General features: G+C 44.6%; 10 protein-coding genes. 2 read left to right on the top strand and 8 right to left on the bottom strand.

Going from position 1 to position 14,725, the window contains the following annotated elements:
• Positions 1-66: 66 nt before the first annotated feature.
• Positions 67-1,419, bottom strand: a complete 1,353-nt coding sequence (brnQ, locus tag MKX36_RS08920) for a branched-chain amino acid transport system II carrier protein (RefSeq protein WP_340864557.1) — start codon at positions 1,417-1,419, stop codon at positions 67-69.
• 558 nt (positions 1,420-1,977) lie between these two features.
• Here brnQ and MKX36_RS08915 point away from each other — a divergent pair.
• Positions 1,978-3,252: an oligosaccharide MFS transporter gene (locus MKX36_RS08915; RefSeq protein WP_016819200.1), complete on the top strand. Its 1,275-nt coding sequence runs from the start codon at positions 1,978-1,980 to the stop codon at positions 3,250-3,252.
• A gap of 63 nt (positions 3,253-3,315) precedes the next feature.
• Here MKX36_RS08915 and MKX36_RS08910 read toward each other — a convergent pair whose 3' ends face one another.
• Positions 3,316-5,019 carry a methyl-accepting chemotaxis protein gene (locus tag MKX36_RS08910; RefSeq protein ID WP_017425785.1) on the bottom strand — a complete coding sequence of 568 codons (1,704 nt, stop codon included), beginning with the start codon at positions 5,017-5,019 and terminating at the stop codon, positions 3,316-3,318.
• A 31-nt stretch (positions 5,020-5,050) separates the two neighbouring features.
• Positions 5,051-6,328, bottom strand: coding sequence for an ABC transporter substrate-binding protein (locus tag MKX36_RS08905; protein ID WP_025364616.1), 1,278 nt, complete (start codon positions 6,326-6,328; stop codon positions 5,051-5,053).
• 243 nt (positions 6,329-6,571) lie between these two features.
• Between MKX36_RS08905 and MKX36_RS08900 the strand changes: the two genes are divergently transcribed.
• Positions 6,572-7,420 (top strand): copper amine oxidase N-terminal domain-containing protein, encoded by an 849-nt coding sequence (locus MKX36_RS08900; RefSeq protein WP_039277095.1) that lies wholly within the window; start codon positions 6,572-6,574, stop codon positions 7,418-7,420.
• A gap of 135 nt (positions 7,421-7,555) precedes the next feature.
• Here the strand turns inward: MKX36_RS08900 and MKX36_RS08895 are convergent, their stop codons facing one another.
• The 5 genes from MKX36_RS08895 to MKX36_RS08875 all read right to left on the bottom strand — a co-directional run bounded on the left by MKX36_RS08895 (position 7,556) and on the right by MKX36_RS08875 (position 14,385).
• Complete coding sequence (locus MKX36_RS08895) at positions 7,556-7,897, bottom strand: darcynin family protein (protein ID WP_025364614.1); 342 nt, start codon at positions 7,895-7,897, stop codon at positions 7,556-7,558.
• Positions 7,898-7,980: 83 nt separating this feature from the next.
• The gene (locus MKX36_RS08890) at positions 7,981-8,562 is read right to left on the bottom strand and encodes a Crp/Fnr family transcriptional regulator (RefSeq protein ID WP_340864556.1); all 582 of its coding nucleotides are present in this window, start codon (positions 8,560-8,562) and stop codon (positions 7,981-7,983) included.
• 124 nt (positions 8,563-8,686) lie between these two features.
• Entirely contained in the window at positions 8,687-10,528 is a 1,842-nt protein-coding gene (locus MKX36_RS08885) for an adenine deaminase (RefSeq protein ID WP_340864555.1), read from the bottom strand.
• A gap of 104 nt (positions 10,529-10,632) precedes the next feature.
• Complete coding sequence (gene helD, locus MKX36_RS08880) at positions 10,633-12,993, bottom strand: RNA polymerase recycling motor HelD (RefSeq protein WP_340864554.1); 2,361 nt, start codon at positions 12,991-12,993, stop codon at positions 10,633-10,635.
• 360 nt (positions 12,994-13,353) lie between these two features.
• Complete coding sequence (locus MKX36_RS08875) at positions 13,354-14,385, bottom strand: FUSC family protein (RefSeq protein WP_031463284.1); 1,032 nt, start codon at positions 14,383-14,385, stop codon at positions 13,354-13,356.
• Between the last annotated feature and the right edge of the window lie 340 nt (positions 14,386-14,725).

Here is a 14,725-nt window from a genome sequence, read left to right as displayed (position 1 = left end):
GATCAAGTTCTCCGTTCGTTCTTTCTTTTTGTTATACATGTCCAATTCACCGAATAAGCAAATCATTTATTTTTTGGGCTTCATAAGTATGAGGACAACTTTTCTTCGTTTAATATAGTAGAATATATACCCCCCTACTCCTCCTAAAACAGAGGGAATTAACCAGCCTAATCCTACATCATATAACGGAAGAATTTGAGTAAAAAAGTCATTAATTACTTTGATTTTTATTCCAGCAGCATTCAAGCCGTCAAATAGACTAACAATGAAGGTTAATATTAAACTGCCTTGATATACTTCTGATTTTCCTTTAAACACGGAATGTAAAAATGTTAAAAATATTAGAGAAATCGCAATAGGATATATTGCAATTAACACTGGCGTTGAAACCTTAATGAGCTGTGTTAAACCTATATTGGCTACTATGGTACTAAATATGGATAACATGAGAGCAATTCTTTTATAAGAAACTTTCGGAAACAAGGTATGAAAAAAGGAAGAACATGACGTAATAAGCCCTACGCTTGTCGTTAAACACGCTACTGTAATCATTAAGCCTAATAAAATGGAGCCGTAAGATCCAAAATAATAGGATGAAACCTTGGCTAACACCTCAGCACCATTTTCTAAAACACCCAGTTTTTCAACGCTAGAAGCTCCCATGTAAGCAAGAGACGTATAGATAAATGCTAAGAGGACAACCGCAATGGTTATCGATTTGGCACAAATGATCATCAGCTCTTTTTTGGCAGTAACTCCTCTTTCCTTAATTGCATTCACAATAATAATTCCAAAAATAAAGGCTACAAGAGCATCCAATGTTAAATAACCTTCTTGAAAGCCTTTGAAAAAGACGTGCGAAGTATAGCCTTCGGCAGGTGCTTGGAAGGCTCCTATGGGGTGAATAAGGGCTACGACCACCAGAATCCCAATGAATGTCAATTTAATAGGTGTTAAAAACTTTCCGATCACATCAATAATTTTTGTAGGGTTAAGTGATAACAAGCATGCAACCCCAAAAAAAAGAATGGTAAATACAAAAAGTGCGACAGGATGATCTGTATGGTTTGAAAAAAAAGGCTTGACTCCAATTTCAAACGACACACTACCGGTTCTTGGAATTGCATATAACGGGCCAATGGCTAGATAAAGAATCGTTGTAAAGACAATCCCGAATACAGGATGTACACGACTCGCTAAAGTTTGTAAATTGCTTTTGCCTGAAAAAACAAAGGCAGTGATGGCTAGTAACGGTAAGCCAACTCCGGTAACCAAGAAACCCGCATTGGCTATCCACACATTCTTTCCAGCCATTTGACCAAGCATAGGTGGGAAGATTAGATTCCCTGCACCAAAAAATAAGGCAAATAGCATCGATCCTATAATAATAATAAAGGACGAAGAAACACTTTTTGACATAATAAATCCTCCAACCATGAAATCACAACAGTTTGTTATCATTCATTTTCTTTTTATTTTGTGTAGTACATGCTCATAGGGTTATAGCAGCACCAAGTAGGGATAGCCATCCGCTAACCCTTCCCGACCGGTGTGAAACGTTATTCAAGATGTGGGGTTCGATAACTCATCATTACACAATACTCTATATACGTTCACGGTATCAAGTAACTTTGTACTTGCGAAAGAACCACTTCATCCCCTTGCTTTAGCAATTTATTGTGCTATCAGTATGACCATGTCAGCCAGACCTTAGAACAATTCTACTTCTTGCCGTGTTTCTCCTCCTACTAAATGAGCTCAATGAACTATAAAGAATTTTACACGTAGGACTTATTTCTTACAAGATGAGAAAAGTTATGTACAACCCAACCTGGCAATTGATTGCAATAAGCACAGGAAATCTTGGGAAAATGCCCTATGGATTCAATTCAATCCTCCTTACAATTAATAGTACAGACAATGCTTAATGACGTTGTCAACACATTGAGCAGCTACAATTTGAAGGGGTGCTTATACATGAGGAATTTGGCAAAACGCAACTATTGGTCTTTGAGCGTTTTTAACTTCGCTTATCTGTTTACATGGTCTGCCGCCATGTCTTTTTTTGTCATTTGGCTAGGACAAAGCCTGGGGATTTCAGAAACCTACACAGGGTTTTTATACGCGGCTAACTCTATCGTCGCCTTGATCATGCAACCCCTGTTTGGGTACTTATCCGACAAGCTGGGCTTGAGAAAACATCTGCTGTACATACTTTTTACGATTCTTTTGCTCGTCGGACCCTTTTTTATCTATGTGTACGGTCCATTGCTTCAAACGCAGTTCGTCATTGGTGCTATTGTCGGCGCCCTATTTATCGGCCTGGTGTTTAATGCAGGTAATGGTGTCGTCGATTCCTATATGGACAAAGTGTCACGCAAATACGGGTTTGAATACGGACGAGTTCGTATGTGGGGCTCACTCGGGTGGGCAGCTGCTACCTTTGTTGCGGGACGGGTCATCAATATCAATGTGAATCTGACCTTCTGGATTGCCTCCGTATCTGCCGTTGTTGCTATGATCTGCATCTTCCTGACCAAAGTCGAAATTTCTGGACAGGAGCAGCAGAAAACTGAATCGTTGAAGCTCACTGACGTACTGCATCTCGTACGCACCACAAAGTTCTGGTTTCTAATGCTATTCATGGTTGGCGTGACCCAAATTTATGAGGTATATGACCAGCAATTTGCCACCTATTTCGTATCTCAGTTCAGTTCTAAAGCAGAAGGAAATCAATTCCTTGGTGATTTAAGTGCTGTGCAAGTATTCCTGGAATTTGTGTTTCTGTTTGTTACCCCATGGTTTGTCAACAAAACGACTGCCAAATGGGCATTGATTATTGCCGGAGCGATCATGTCATTGCGTATTATCGGTTCTTCGCTGCCGTTCGGTTCCATATGGGTGGCTGCGATGAAGATGATTCACTCCCTGGAAAAACCGCTGATTCTGGTCGCCATCTTCAAGTACATTACCGTCAACTTTGACCAGCGCTTATCGTCCACCATGTACCTGCTGTATTTGTTTATGGGCTCCCTGGTGGTATCTGTTTTCTCACCTATTGTCGGACATATGTATGAAGTTCTGAATTTCCCGATCACTTATGTTATTTTGGGTTCCATTGCCGGTCTGTTCACCATCATTTCCTGCTTTACGCTGACAGCTGACAAGAAAAATGGAGAACGGTATCTAGAGGAACGCCGTAAACAGGATCTGAAAAGAGCTGCTAAAAAAGCTGAAGCCGTTCAATCGTAATCTAATGGTAACAGCGGTAGTCTAGGACTTGTTTTTCTCGTCCAAGGCTACCGCCAACTTACTTTAAATTTTGAATACAGACACCGTTTGATTCATCTCTTCCGCCCGCTTGGCAAGCATGTTAGCACCTGCAGACACTTCCTGCATGGAAGCAGTAGTTTCCTCGACTACGCTTGCGACTGTTTGAGTAGAATCGGCTGCACGTTCGGAGATTTCGGCAATTTTCTTCATAGATTCCACCATAGAAACGGTTCCTTCATTTACGGATCTTGCTTCTACAGCCGCAGTGTCTACCTCACCGCTCACTTCTTCAACGGCACCGACAATTTCAGAAAAGACGTTACCGACACCTTCGACAAGCATCATACCTTCATTTAGTGATTGAACACCTTCATTCATCGAGATGACAACTTCGTCTGTTCTTAATGCGATTTCGTTGACCAGAGAGGAAATCTTGCCGGTTGCTTCACTTGCTTGTGCCGACAAATTGCGTACTTCATAAGCGACAACCGCAAATCCTTTTCCCTGCTCTCCCGCTCTTGCAGCTTCTATACTCGCATTGAGTGAAAGCAAGTTGGTTCGGGCTGCTATATCACTGATCATAGCTGTGATCTGTCTAATCTCCGCTGACTTTTCTCCTAGAATATTTACTACTTCAGCGGATTGAGTTACCTTGGTATGCACATCTCTTATTTGAGAGACAGTGGAAGACATTTGGGTTTTTCCGTTGTTTGCTTTTTCTTGTGCTTGGATTGTGAGATTAGCTACATTCACAAAGCGATTGGTTATGTTCTCTACACTTTTAGAAACACCTACCGTGTAATTCAGCGTTTCAGCAATATCTGCAAGCTGTGTCTGAGATCCCTCTGCGACTTGAGTGGCACTTATAGCTATCTGCTCGGTAGCAATGCTTGTCTGTTCTGCACTGGCTGTTAACTGTTCAGCCGTAGAAGCAACCAGTAAGGAATTATCCACAACTTCCTTTAAAAGGTTGCGCAGTGAATCGCACATTTCATTAAAATCGGATGCCAATTCCCCGACCTCATCTTTGGATCGGACCCTAAGAGGTTCCACTTGCAGGTTCCCCCTCGTTACCAGCTTTATCTGTTCCGCTATCCTTAATATGGGCTTAGTGAACGATTGAGCCAGTAAAAAAGAACCGATAATTCCCAGGATCGTACATATGATAGTCAAAGAAATCATCAAAAGTCTACCTGAATGGTAAGATTGACTCGATTGATTAGCTGCCTCAGTGGCATACTGCTCATTAAGCACCTTCAGTTTATTTACATCGTCTAATGCCGCCTTATAAATAGAAGAATTTCCATGAACGATCATGTAGGCCATCACTTTGTCGTTTTCTTCCATGGCAGCGGAAACCACCTTTAGATGGCGAAGATACATTGCCCACTGACCATAAAAGTTGGTGAACAGTTCTTTTTCCTCCGCTGTAGAGGCTAAACTTTGATATTTATTTACACTCTTATCCATTGAAGCTGTAGCTTTGGTTAGTTCTTCTTGATAAGTGGTGCGAATAGCCTCATCCTCTTCGAGTATCAATCGAACAGTTAGTCTATCGATTTCTGTAATCTGCTTATCCATACCCTGAAGAAGAATAACCGCAGGTAAAGACCTGTTATTTACCTTATCAGAAGCCTCTCCCATTTCCGACATCTTAATGACGCCTATAACACTTGAAAGGGACAGTACGACAACCAGTATGAGAGCTGCACTAATTATTTTTTTCTTTAACGTTAATTTAAACATCCTTATCTTCCTTCCCGTGACTGGTCTCATATCATCCCTGCTGAGCTTTCCAGTATATGCGTATTTGGCGCAACAGCTCAGCCTTATCTATCTTTCCACTAATGTAGCTTTGGATAGATGCTCCTGTGATGGCCCCATGATCAGGTGGAAGTGTTGCCATAAACGGCAGCGTCTTTCCGCTCGACAAATATGACTTGATCGATTTACTCAAGGGATCGGTAGGCACCAAGTCAATACTCTTGAAGGCCGGTATAACATTGGCCTTGTTGACCAAAAGTTCCTGACCGGACTTTTCGTATACCAGCCAGTTTAAAAATTTCTTGGCTTCCTCTTGCTGCTGAGGCGTGGTAGCTGTGGAGTCGATGAATACATACTTTGTCACACCAACTGTGATCTTTGAATTGTTGGGATCATTCGTATTATCATTTAACGGAAGAGGCAAAAAACCGTATTCCTCATTTGCCGTATCATTGCTCTTTATTCCATTCCAAGCCCAGTTACCCATAAACCAAAGCCCTACCTTGCCCTCTCCCAAAGCTTTGGCACCATCGTCATACGTACTGTCCAAAGGCGAGTGCTTATTGATGCTGTTATCCTTGAGCAGGTCTAAAGTTTGTACCCATCCAGACATTACACTGTTTTGGGACAAATCGATGGAGTTGTTCTGCATACCTTTAACAAACTCTGGAAAACCTTCGGGTTGAACAGAATAAGACAGAGCTAAAAGATGAGAGCCGAGAGACCAGTCCATTGGTGAAAGCATGACCGGTGCTACTCCTGACTGCTGAATCTTAGCCATTAATGAGTTAAGGCTGCTTCTACTTTTCACCGAAGAAGGATCAAAAGAACCCCCTGTTGCCTTGTCCAATACTTTTTTGTTATAGATTAATCCATAGCCTTCCACTGCAAATGGAAATCCCAGCACAGCATCATTTTTCTTAACGGCGTCAAGTCCATTTTCTATCGTATCGGCTACCCACTTCTCTTTACTTAAATCAACGGCTTTATCCAGGAATGTCTGCGTGTCTCCCGGGTCAAGCATCGACATCGTTGCTGGACTTCCTGAGCCGTACATCGACATCAGCTTTTGATATGCAGACGTTCCCTCTGGAGCAGTAATAATTTCTAAAGATACTTCCGGATGCTCTTGATTGTATTGTTTTGCCACTTCTTCCAATTGGGTTTTTATTTCAGATTTGGAATTCAAAAATGTAATCTTAGTCGTCTGCTCTGATACTGGTGATGCTGAACAACCTATAAACATCAATAAACATGCTAGAGAAATCGCAACTTTTAGCTGTTTTCTCATTAACTTTCCCCCTAAAGATTTACTTTGTAAATTTTATGAACAATATTCAATGTTATCGACATAATTCCCCAGGGAGATTAGAAGTTTTTAGTTGGTAAATATCGGAAATCAGATTAAATAGTACAAACTGGTTGTTACGTTAAGTTAATGAATAGGAAAGCGCAACGAATTTTATCCAGTCGCGTCTGAATATGGTGAAAAGTTGCTACGCAACAAATTTAATTAAAAAAGGAGAAGTCATTTATGAACAAAGCATTCTTTGTTTTTTTTCTTGCTATCTTTTTATGTATTTCATCGTCCACTACATATGCAGCACAAAATCAAATCAAAATTGACGGTGTGGCTATTGCAACCGATGCGAAGCCAGAAATGAAGAACAAACGTACAATGGTACCTTTACGTGTTATTAGCGAAAGTTTGGGGGCTAGCGTCGTGTGGTCCGATTCCGGGGTTATTCTCGCTAAGAGCGATATGAAAGTAAAATTAGCAATAAACAGAAGCATAGCGGAGAAAAACGGTAAAAAGATACTGCTTGATGTAAAACCATACGTGAAAAACAATCGCATATATGTTCCACTTCGTTTTATTGCAGAGGCGTTTGGATGTAAAGTCAATTACAGCAACCTTATAGTGACTATTACTACTGAACCATTGTTCATAAACGGTGTACAAGTAAAGTCACTTCAACAGGAATACCGAATGACTTTGGGCGGCGTAGTTCAGCAAATTCATGGCAATGCATATAACAAAACCATTTATAATATGTTTGCAAAAAACAAAGGTGAAAAGGTTGAAGCACCTGAAAACTATTCTTGGAGCTTAACTCTTGACACACCTGGATCTTATTATAAAAATGCCCAATACGATTTCTTAGACCCAAAAGGGAAAAGCTTAGCTCGTTATGATGTTTATTCTTTAATTCGCACTTATCCATCTGAACTTTTAAAAGAATACCCTGAGACTTTGGTTCATGATGTGTCCAATAATGAGTGGTATTTGTTTAGCGATACCGCAAGTCAATCCATATATAAGATCATTAATAATGCTACAAATAATGGTTTTCTGACGGTTATAAGTAATACTGTTGTATAATGCGATTTTGTCTTATTAGCGTCTTTAATAGAAAAAGGCGAATTCCTAGCTAATAGAAAAGCCTGGGAATTCGCCTTGTTTAATGCCTATACAAGCTGAACTTTTATTTTTACATAATAAGGGAGTATGGATGGGTTATTTGTCCATCTGTAGCATTTCAGACTCATAGGACTGAAACGCATTTTCCATCCCCATTACTACATCTTTAATCTTCATGTAGCCTTTCGTATACGGCTCCGAATCACGAATTTCTTCCCACATATAGTGATATTGCTTCATATCCTCTGTTTCGCATACGACGAAATCTGTATAGTCCTTTCCGGGCAGCGCTTCTGCATCAAAAAAACGAACCTGAACATGTTCGCTGTACTTCTGAATATGAGCCTGCAAGGCCCCCGCATGTTTTCGGCGTTCTTCCCGGGGTAGAGCCAACCAGGAAGGGTAGAATTCCAACAATACAATCATCATATAACGCATATGCCTATCTCCTTTTTTTGTGAAGTTTGAATGGATTTATCGTTATTGTACGCTGCTTGTCTGCCAAGCCGCATTAACATAGGTTAATGCGGCTCGCTGCGCAGCAAACGACTAAGTGAGACGGGGGATACACCTATGTACGAAGCTATATGGTATTGTGCAACTCGTTTGTCCAACCCGGGATACTTGAGAAGAAAGGCATCATAACGTTCCCTAGCAGAAAGATACAACAATTCGCGTTCTCGTTCCTCCTTGCGAATGTATAGTCTTTCCACGCTCTTACGCACGAATCTTTCCCACATATGGCTTGTATCCATAAGCTCCTTCAGGACATGATATGGAATTTCAATAACAACCGAATCTTCCATGGCCTCAATCGTAAAAGTGGATGGTTTACCTTGAACCATAGCGCCATAAGAGGTTACATAATCATTTTCTGGTGAAAAACCAACATTATATTCTCTACCATCTACCAAAGTATAAAACAACCGGAATAATCCCTCCGAACAAAAATAAGCATGTTTCACAGGTTCCCCTGTTTCAATAAGATATGTACCCTGCTGAACATGCCTCACACGGGTTTGCTCTACAAACCTGTTCCAATCCTGATCTATAATTGAGGCTTGATGAGCCATTTTTTCTAATGAACGATAATATAATTGCATCTGCTCACCACCCCACAAAACGTTGATTAAGGAATTAAAGATACCTTTCGGACTATATAAGAAAACAGGGGCTATCCCTCAGGTCTGGGTAGACCTGCAGGACAACCCCCAGCGACGTATTCTATCAGGCTTCCGTAGCATCCTCTTCCACGAAAAGAGACACCTTGCGTATACCGTCGGCTCCGATCACGACAAGTCCCTGATCCGACAGGCGGATTTCAGGGATTACGACCAGTGCGAGCAACGACAGTGTCATCAGCGCGTTGTTCAGCATGCAGCCGGATTGCTGAAGTGCCCGGCTGATACTTTCGGACTGCGCAGCCACCTCTGCAAACGGAGCTGGGGACATCAGCCCAGCGATCGGGAGCGGGAAGCGCGTCTCACCCGAGGCGGATACAACCACCACGCCGCCACGCAGGGCAACGGCCTGTTTCGCCGCCTGGGTCATGAGCTCGTCATCATTACCAATGACGAGCAGGTTGTGGCTGTCATGCGCTACGGTCATGGCAATTGCAGCCGGCTCGGTGAAGCCGACGCCTGTCACAAGCGCCACCGCGTCGCTGCCACTGGCATGATGCCGCTCGAAAACGGCGATTTTGCACAAATCCTGCGCAGGATCTGATGCAACTTCACCATCACGCACCGGAACGGTCATCCGCACTTCCTTCGTATCCACATGATTTTCCGTGACACGAATTACCCGTACAGGTACATTCCCTTCCTGTACTGGAGCCGCAATACGAAAATCTGCGGCACTCAGCTCTCGACCCAAATGGACCGTGTCCATCACTTCCGCAGGATAAACAAAGCCTTCCCAGTCGGCGACCATTTGTCCGTACTCAGCCACCAGTTGGCCCGCTGCGATGGTAGCCGTCACATTCACTTCGGCTAAGCGGCCATCAAGCAGGATAATATCGGCAATCGCACCGGGAATAATCGAGCCAATGTCCCGTGCTACGCCGAAGCGCTCTGCCGTATTCAGCGTTGCCATTTGAAAGGCAGTCACGGGTTTAACGCCCTGCGCAATCGCATGACGCACCACGAAGTCCATCTGCCCTTCATGGAGCAGGGATTCCGCACTGCGATCATCCGTCACCAGCATCATGCGGCGCGTGTCGAGACCCATTTCCGTGCTGGCACGGATCGTCTCGGCCACATCATGCCATGCGGAGCCTTGCCGCATCTTGGCATACATGCCGAGCCGGATGCGCTCGGCTACATCCTCGGGCGTGACACATTCGTGATCGCCCGTAATTCCTGCGGCTGCGTAGACCGGCAGCCGCCAATCATCGGAGGCCCATGTAAAATGGCCGTCCGCCACCTTGCCGGCGCGCAGCGTGGCCTGAATTTCCCCAATCATCACGTCGTCACCATAGACGACGCCAGGGAAATTCATTACTTCGCCCAGTCCAATCATATCTGGGCCCCAGCTTAGAGCCTCTGCGACTTCCGCCGGACCGAAAGAGGCACCGGTCGTTTCCAGCTCTGGGCCTGTGGAAGGCACGCAGGAAGCTACCTGCATGTAAGCAGCCAGCGGTGTCGTGCGGGCTTCGTCCAGCATTAGACGAAGCCCTTTTAGACCGAGCACATTGGAAATTTCATGTGGGTCAAAAAAACCACCCGTCACGCCCAGCGGCAGTACAGCCTTCGCAAATTCAGTTACGGTGAGCTGCGTACTTTCGATATGACAATGTCCGTCCAGTAAACCCGGTGCCATATAGCGGCCTTCCGCTTCAATGATTACGGTGTCCTCTCCAATCGTATGGCTAACGTCTCTACCGACGTAGGCGATACGAGAGCCTTGCACAGCAATAGACATGCCCGGTAACAATTCGCCCGATACCACATTGACCAGCGTTCCTCCGCGGATCACCAGCGATGCCTTGCGCTCCCCTCTAGCTGTAGCTACCAACTCGGGCACACAGTCCGCCAGCGGTGGGCGTTGAAATACTCTTTTCATGTCCATTACGTTTGTAACCTCCGTTTATGCTTCTTACCTGTATGGCTTATTTGCTTATGTTACTGGAATACGCTCAATATTGCCAGCCGCCCCTAAAGAACCTGGTCACTTTATTTCACTTTACGGATATACGTCTCCGATTCCTGCGAACTCACGAATGGCGTAATCTCCCCTATGCTATAGATATGCAGCAAATGCATCGCTCGCGTACAGGCCGTGTAGAACAATTTACGCTCACTCTCACGCTGGTATACTTGGGCCGATCCGTCATAAATGAGAACCGCATCAAACTCCACGCCTTTCGCCAGATAGGCCGGAATAATATGAATCCCCTTTTCAAAAGCGGGAGTTGTTTTCTTAATTAATTTTGGCTTTACTGGCAGTTGTCCTTCTAGTGCTTCGTAGGCTGCCGCGCTTTCATCAGCATTTTTACAGATCACCGCTATGGATTCATAACCCTCTGCCAGCAATTTTGTAACATTCTCAGTTATCAGTTGATGCAGCTTTTCACGCGAGTTCACCTCGGTTACCAGAGGCTTCTCACCCTTACGGTTAAACGGAACAATATGCTCCCCTCCTGCTACCATCCCCCGGGTAAACTCTACAATCTCCTGTGTGGAACGATAGCTGCGTGTCAGGGAAATCATCTCGGTCTGTTCTGCTCCATACAGGTCATACAATGGTTCTGCATCCTGAAGCACCGAAGCATGGGCATAGATAGCCTGATTAAAATCGCCCAGTGCTGTCATTTTAGCCTGTGGAAATAATCGTTTGAAGAACGCCAGCTGGAATGGTGAATAGTCCTGTGCCTCATCAATAAACACATGACGGATGTTGCTATTGGAGCGGAAGCCCAGCATCAGCTCACGCAAATATAAAAAGGGCGTCACATCCTCATACGCTAGTTCTCCAGCCTGAATGCGTTTCAGAGTTTGCCGACTAATTTCACTCCAGTTGACGGGCAGCTCTGCATGATTCGACAGTTCGCTTAATAACGTCTCGTTCATAAACAGCTCGCTGTATAGACGGGTTGTATCCACGAAGCGAAGTGCCTTAATCCACTTGCGCAGGGGCTTTAAGCGATCACTGACCACCATACGCGCCAATATTTCTCTTTCTCGCGTAAAGTCGTCGAAGGTATCGCCTTTATTCTTGGATTTCCGGCGCATGCGGTTATATGCACGCTGATAATCCTCCGGCTCCATCAGATCCATCTGCTGGTCCACCCAAGGAGCGGAGCATTCTTCCTTACCAAAGCGAGCCAGTTCTTTGAGCATCCAATCACGCAGCAGCTCCAATCTGTTCGCCAGCCGCACAGCCGAGTCAAATCCATAAAACTTGCTTGCCAATTGCTCTACTGAAATCACCTCACGTCCCTGAAAACGAACCGGTTTAAAACGCATTCCCTTTTGTTCCAGGTGCGCTTTGTAGCCTGTAATCACATGTAAGAACGTCTTGGATGACTTAAAGCGGATACCTTCCATCCTAGCCTCATACCCAGGCTGTGACGACGCTGATAGCACATATTCCAGCTGCTCAAAAGGATCTTCTAGCTGAAACTCCCGGCCCAAACGCCGTTCCAAATATTCCTGAAATGTGGCCTGAAGCATATTTTCCTCACCCAATTCAGGCAATACTGTCGAAACATAACTGTTGAACATGGGGTTTGGCGAGAATAACACGACCTGATCTGCTCGCAAGCGATCCCGATACTTGTATAGCAAATATGCTACTCTCTGAAGCGCAGCGGAGGTTTTGCCGCTTCCTGCCGCTCCCTGAACTATCAGCATCCGGCTTCGATCATCACGAATGATGCGATTCTGCTCCTTTTGAATGGTGGCGACAATGCTTTTCATTTGAGCATCCGAACTCCGGCTTAATACGGCTTGAAGGAGTTCGTCTCCAATGGTGACGCCGGTATCGAACATAAAGCGGATCTGTCCGTCACGGATCGAGAATTGGCGTTTGAGCGTCAGTTCTCCTTCCATCTCTCCTGCTGGGGTCTTATAAGAAGCGGGACCTGGCATGTTATCGTAATAAAGATTCGAAATAGGTGCGCGCCAGTCGTAGATCAGAAATTCCTCATCCTGGTTATCCAGCAGGGAGGCAATCCCCAGATAAATACGCTCCGCAGTCTGCCCTTCCTCAGCAAAATCAATACGTGCAAAATAAGGTGAGTCAAGCAACTTTTTCAAACGACCTAACGCCTCAGTGGAATGCTTGTGTCTTCGTTCCCGCTCAGACAAAATCTCAGACTGCTGACGCAAACTGGTGGACGTCTCTCCCACATCATCCGCCTCACTGAAATTGATCGTTACCTCATCCCAGAAGTCTTTACGCATATCGACGACATCGCCTCGCACAGAACCAACCTCTGTCTCCAGCTTCCGAATACGCCCGCTAATGACTGCGGTCACATCTTCTACTCTTCGTTGTTCCTCATTCCATTGCTGCTCAGTAGTCACTGACATCGCTCCTGTTCCGTTTCCTCCTGCTCCGCGCAGGGCTCCCTTGCGTACAAACTATGCTCTATTATGGACCCGGGCATACTCATCGCATCCCCCTGATCCGGGAAAATTGACTATTCCTTTGAAGCATGCTATAATGTAACAAGTAGTGTGTTAACAACTTATGCAATACGGTTTTACTATGTAAAACATAGCATCCTCTATTGTAGCAAGTTCAGTCCCTGTTCGCAACCAGTGGGCTTTTTTTGTGCTTTCTGGCAACCTTCCATTAGCCTGTTCCTACTTTATTAAATTCATTACATAAAAAAGCGACCGTCCATCTGATTGATGAATACGGTCGCCTTTTCTTTTTTCCGAAATCGCCTATCGGCTCTCTTCCACAGGATGAATATGGTCGGCCAGTCTGCTCAATCGCTCCAGCTGATGACCATAGTCGTACATCGTCGCAGCTACGATGGAAAGCCGTAGCATCCCCTCCTGACAATGGTCAAAACGTGTAATTGCATGCTTCATAAAATCACCGTTAGCCTGCTGGAACAATTCACTTTCATCCTCATTTGGTTTCAGTTTATTTTCGAATTTCAGCAGAGCGTGCTCGTGGAAACGAATCAGCCGCTCCAGATGGTCGTCAAAAAACGCATCTGTTCCCTCTGGACGTAAAGATTGGAAGTAGTGCCTTTCCACCGCATCCAAGACCTCGTAACCTTTGTGCAAACTTTCGAGCATTTGTTTGTATACGACCATTTGTCTCGTCTGACTGAACTTGGTGCGCTTGAGCTTTTTCTGCTCCTCTTCGAACAAATGATATTTATCCGAGAGTGATTTAATAGCTCCCTCCAAATTTCCTTTTTCCTCTCTAAAGACAGACTCCTTAATCTCATCGGAAATGGCAGTTCGCAGCAGCAAGGACATGCTGTTAAATACATTTTGAATCTGATTGATAAACTGCCTTTTCGGTTTGGGAGGAAAAACGGTAATGTTGATGACAAAAGCAGACACAATCCCGATCAGAGTCAGCGCAAAGCGGGTTACCGCAAATTTCCAGTCCCCTGAAGCTTCCATGACAGAAACAACGGTCACAAGTGTCAATCCAACCGTATCAGCCATGTTTATTTTCAGACATATCATAAGTACCAATACACATACCAGTCCGACCGCAATCGGCTCATTCGAAAATACCATTCCGCCCAGCAACGCCATGATTGCACCTAATGTGCTTGTTTGGAGTTGATCCAGAAAATAACGCCACGACCTATATATCGACGGTTGCATGGCAAAAATAGCGGCTATCGCTGCCCCCACAGGCGAATGGGTGTTCAAAAGCGTGCTCAGAAAAAGGGCGAGCGTCACTGCGATTCCCGTTTTTAACACCCGTGCTCCAAAAGCCACAGCCATCCCTCCTGCTTACCCTTCAAATTTATTCATACCGAATTACTATAATGAAATTTCAAGACAAAGTCCATGTTTTATTATTACCCAAAACCATCGGAGATCAGGAATATTTATGAAATGTACAGCTCCTACTAGGATACATATCAACAGAATTAACCGATATGCATCAACCTCACAAGAGGAACTTATCGTGTCACGGATTAGTAAAATCTGAGAAGAGCGCCTGTCCGCAGGCCAACTTTTACAAAACCCAGCAAGCCCGTAAACAAAATCATGACACAATAAAAGCCGGAGCCTCCAAGCGGACTCCCCTGGAACGTCATAGAATAAATGAGAATGGCGG

This window comes from Paenibacillus sp. FSL W8-0439, from assembly GCF_038008995.1.
GTDB classification, from domain to species: Bacteria; Bacillota; Bacilli; order Paenibacillales; family Paenibacillaceae; genus Paenibacillus; species Paenibacillus polymyxa.
Note: the sequence above shows the minus strand (reverse complement) of the source record. Positions and strands in the feature narration are given on the sequence as shown.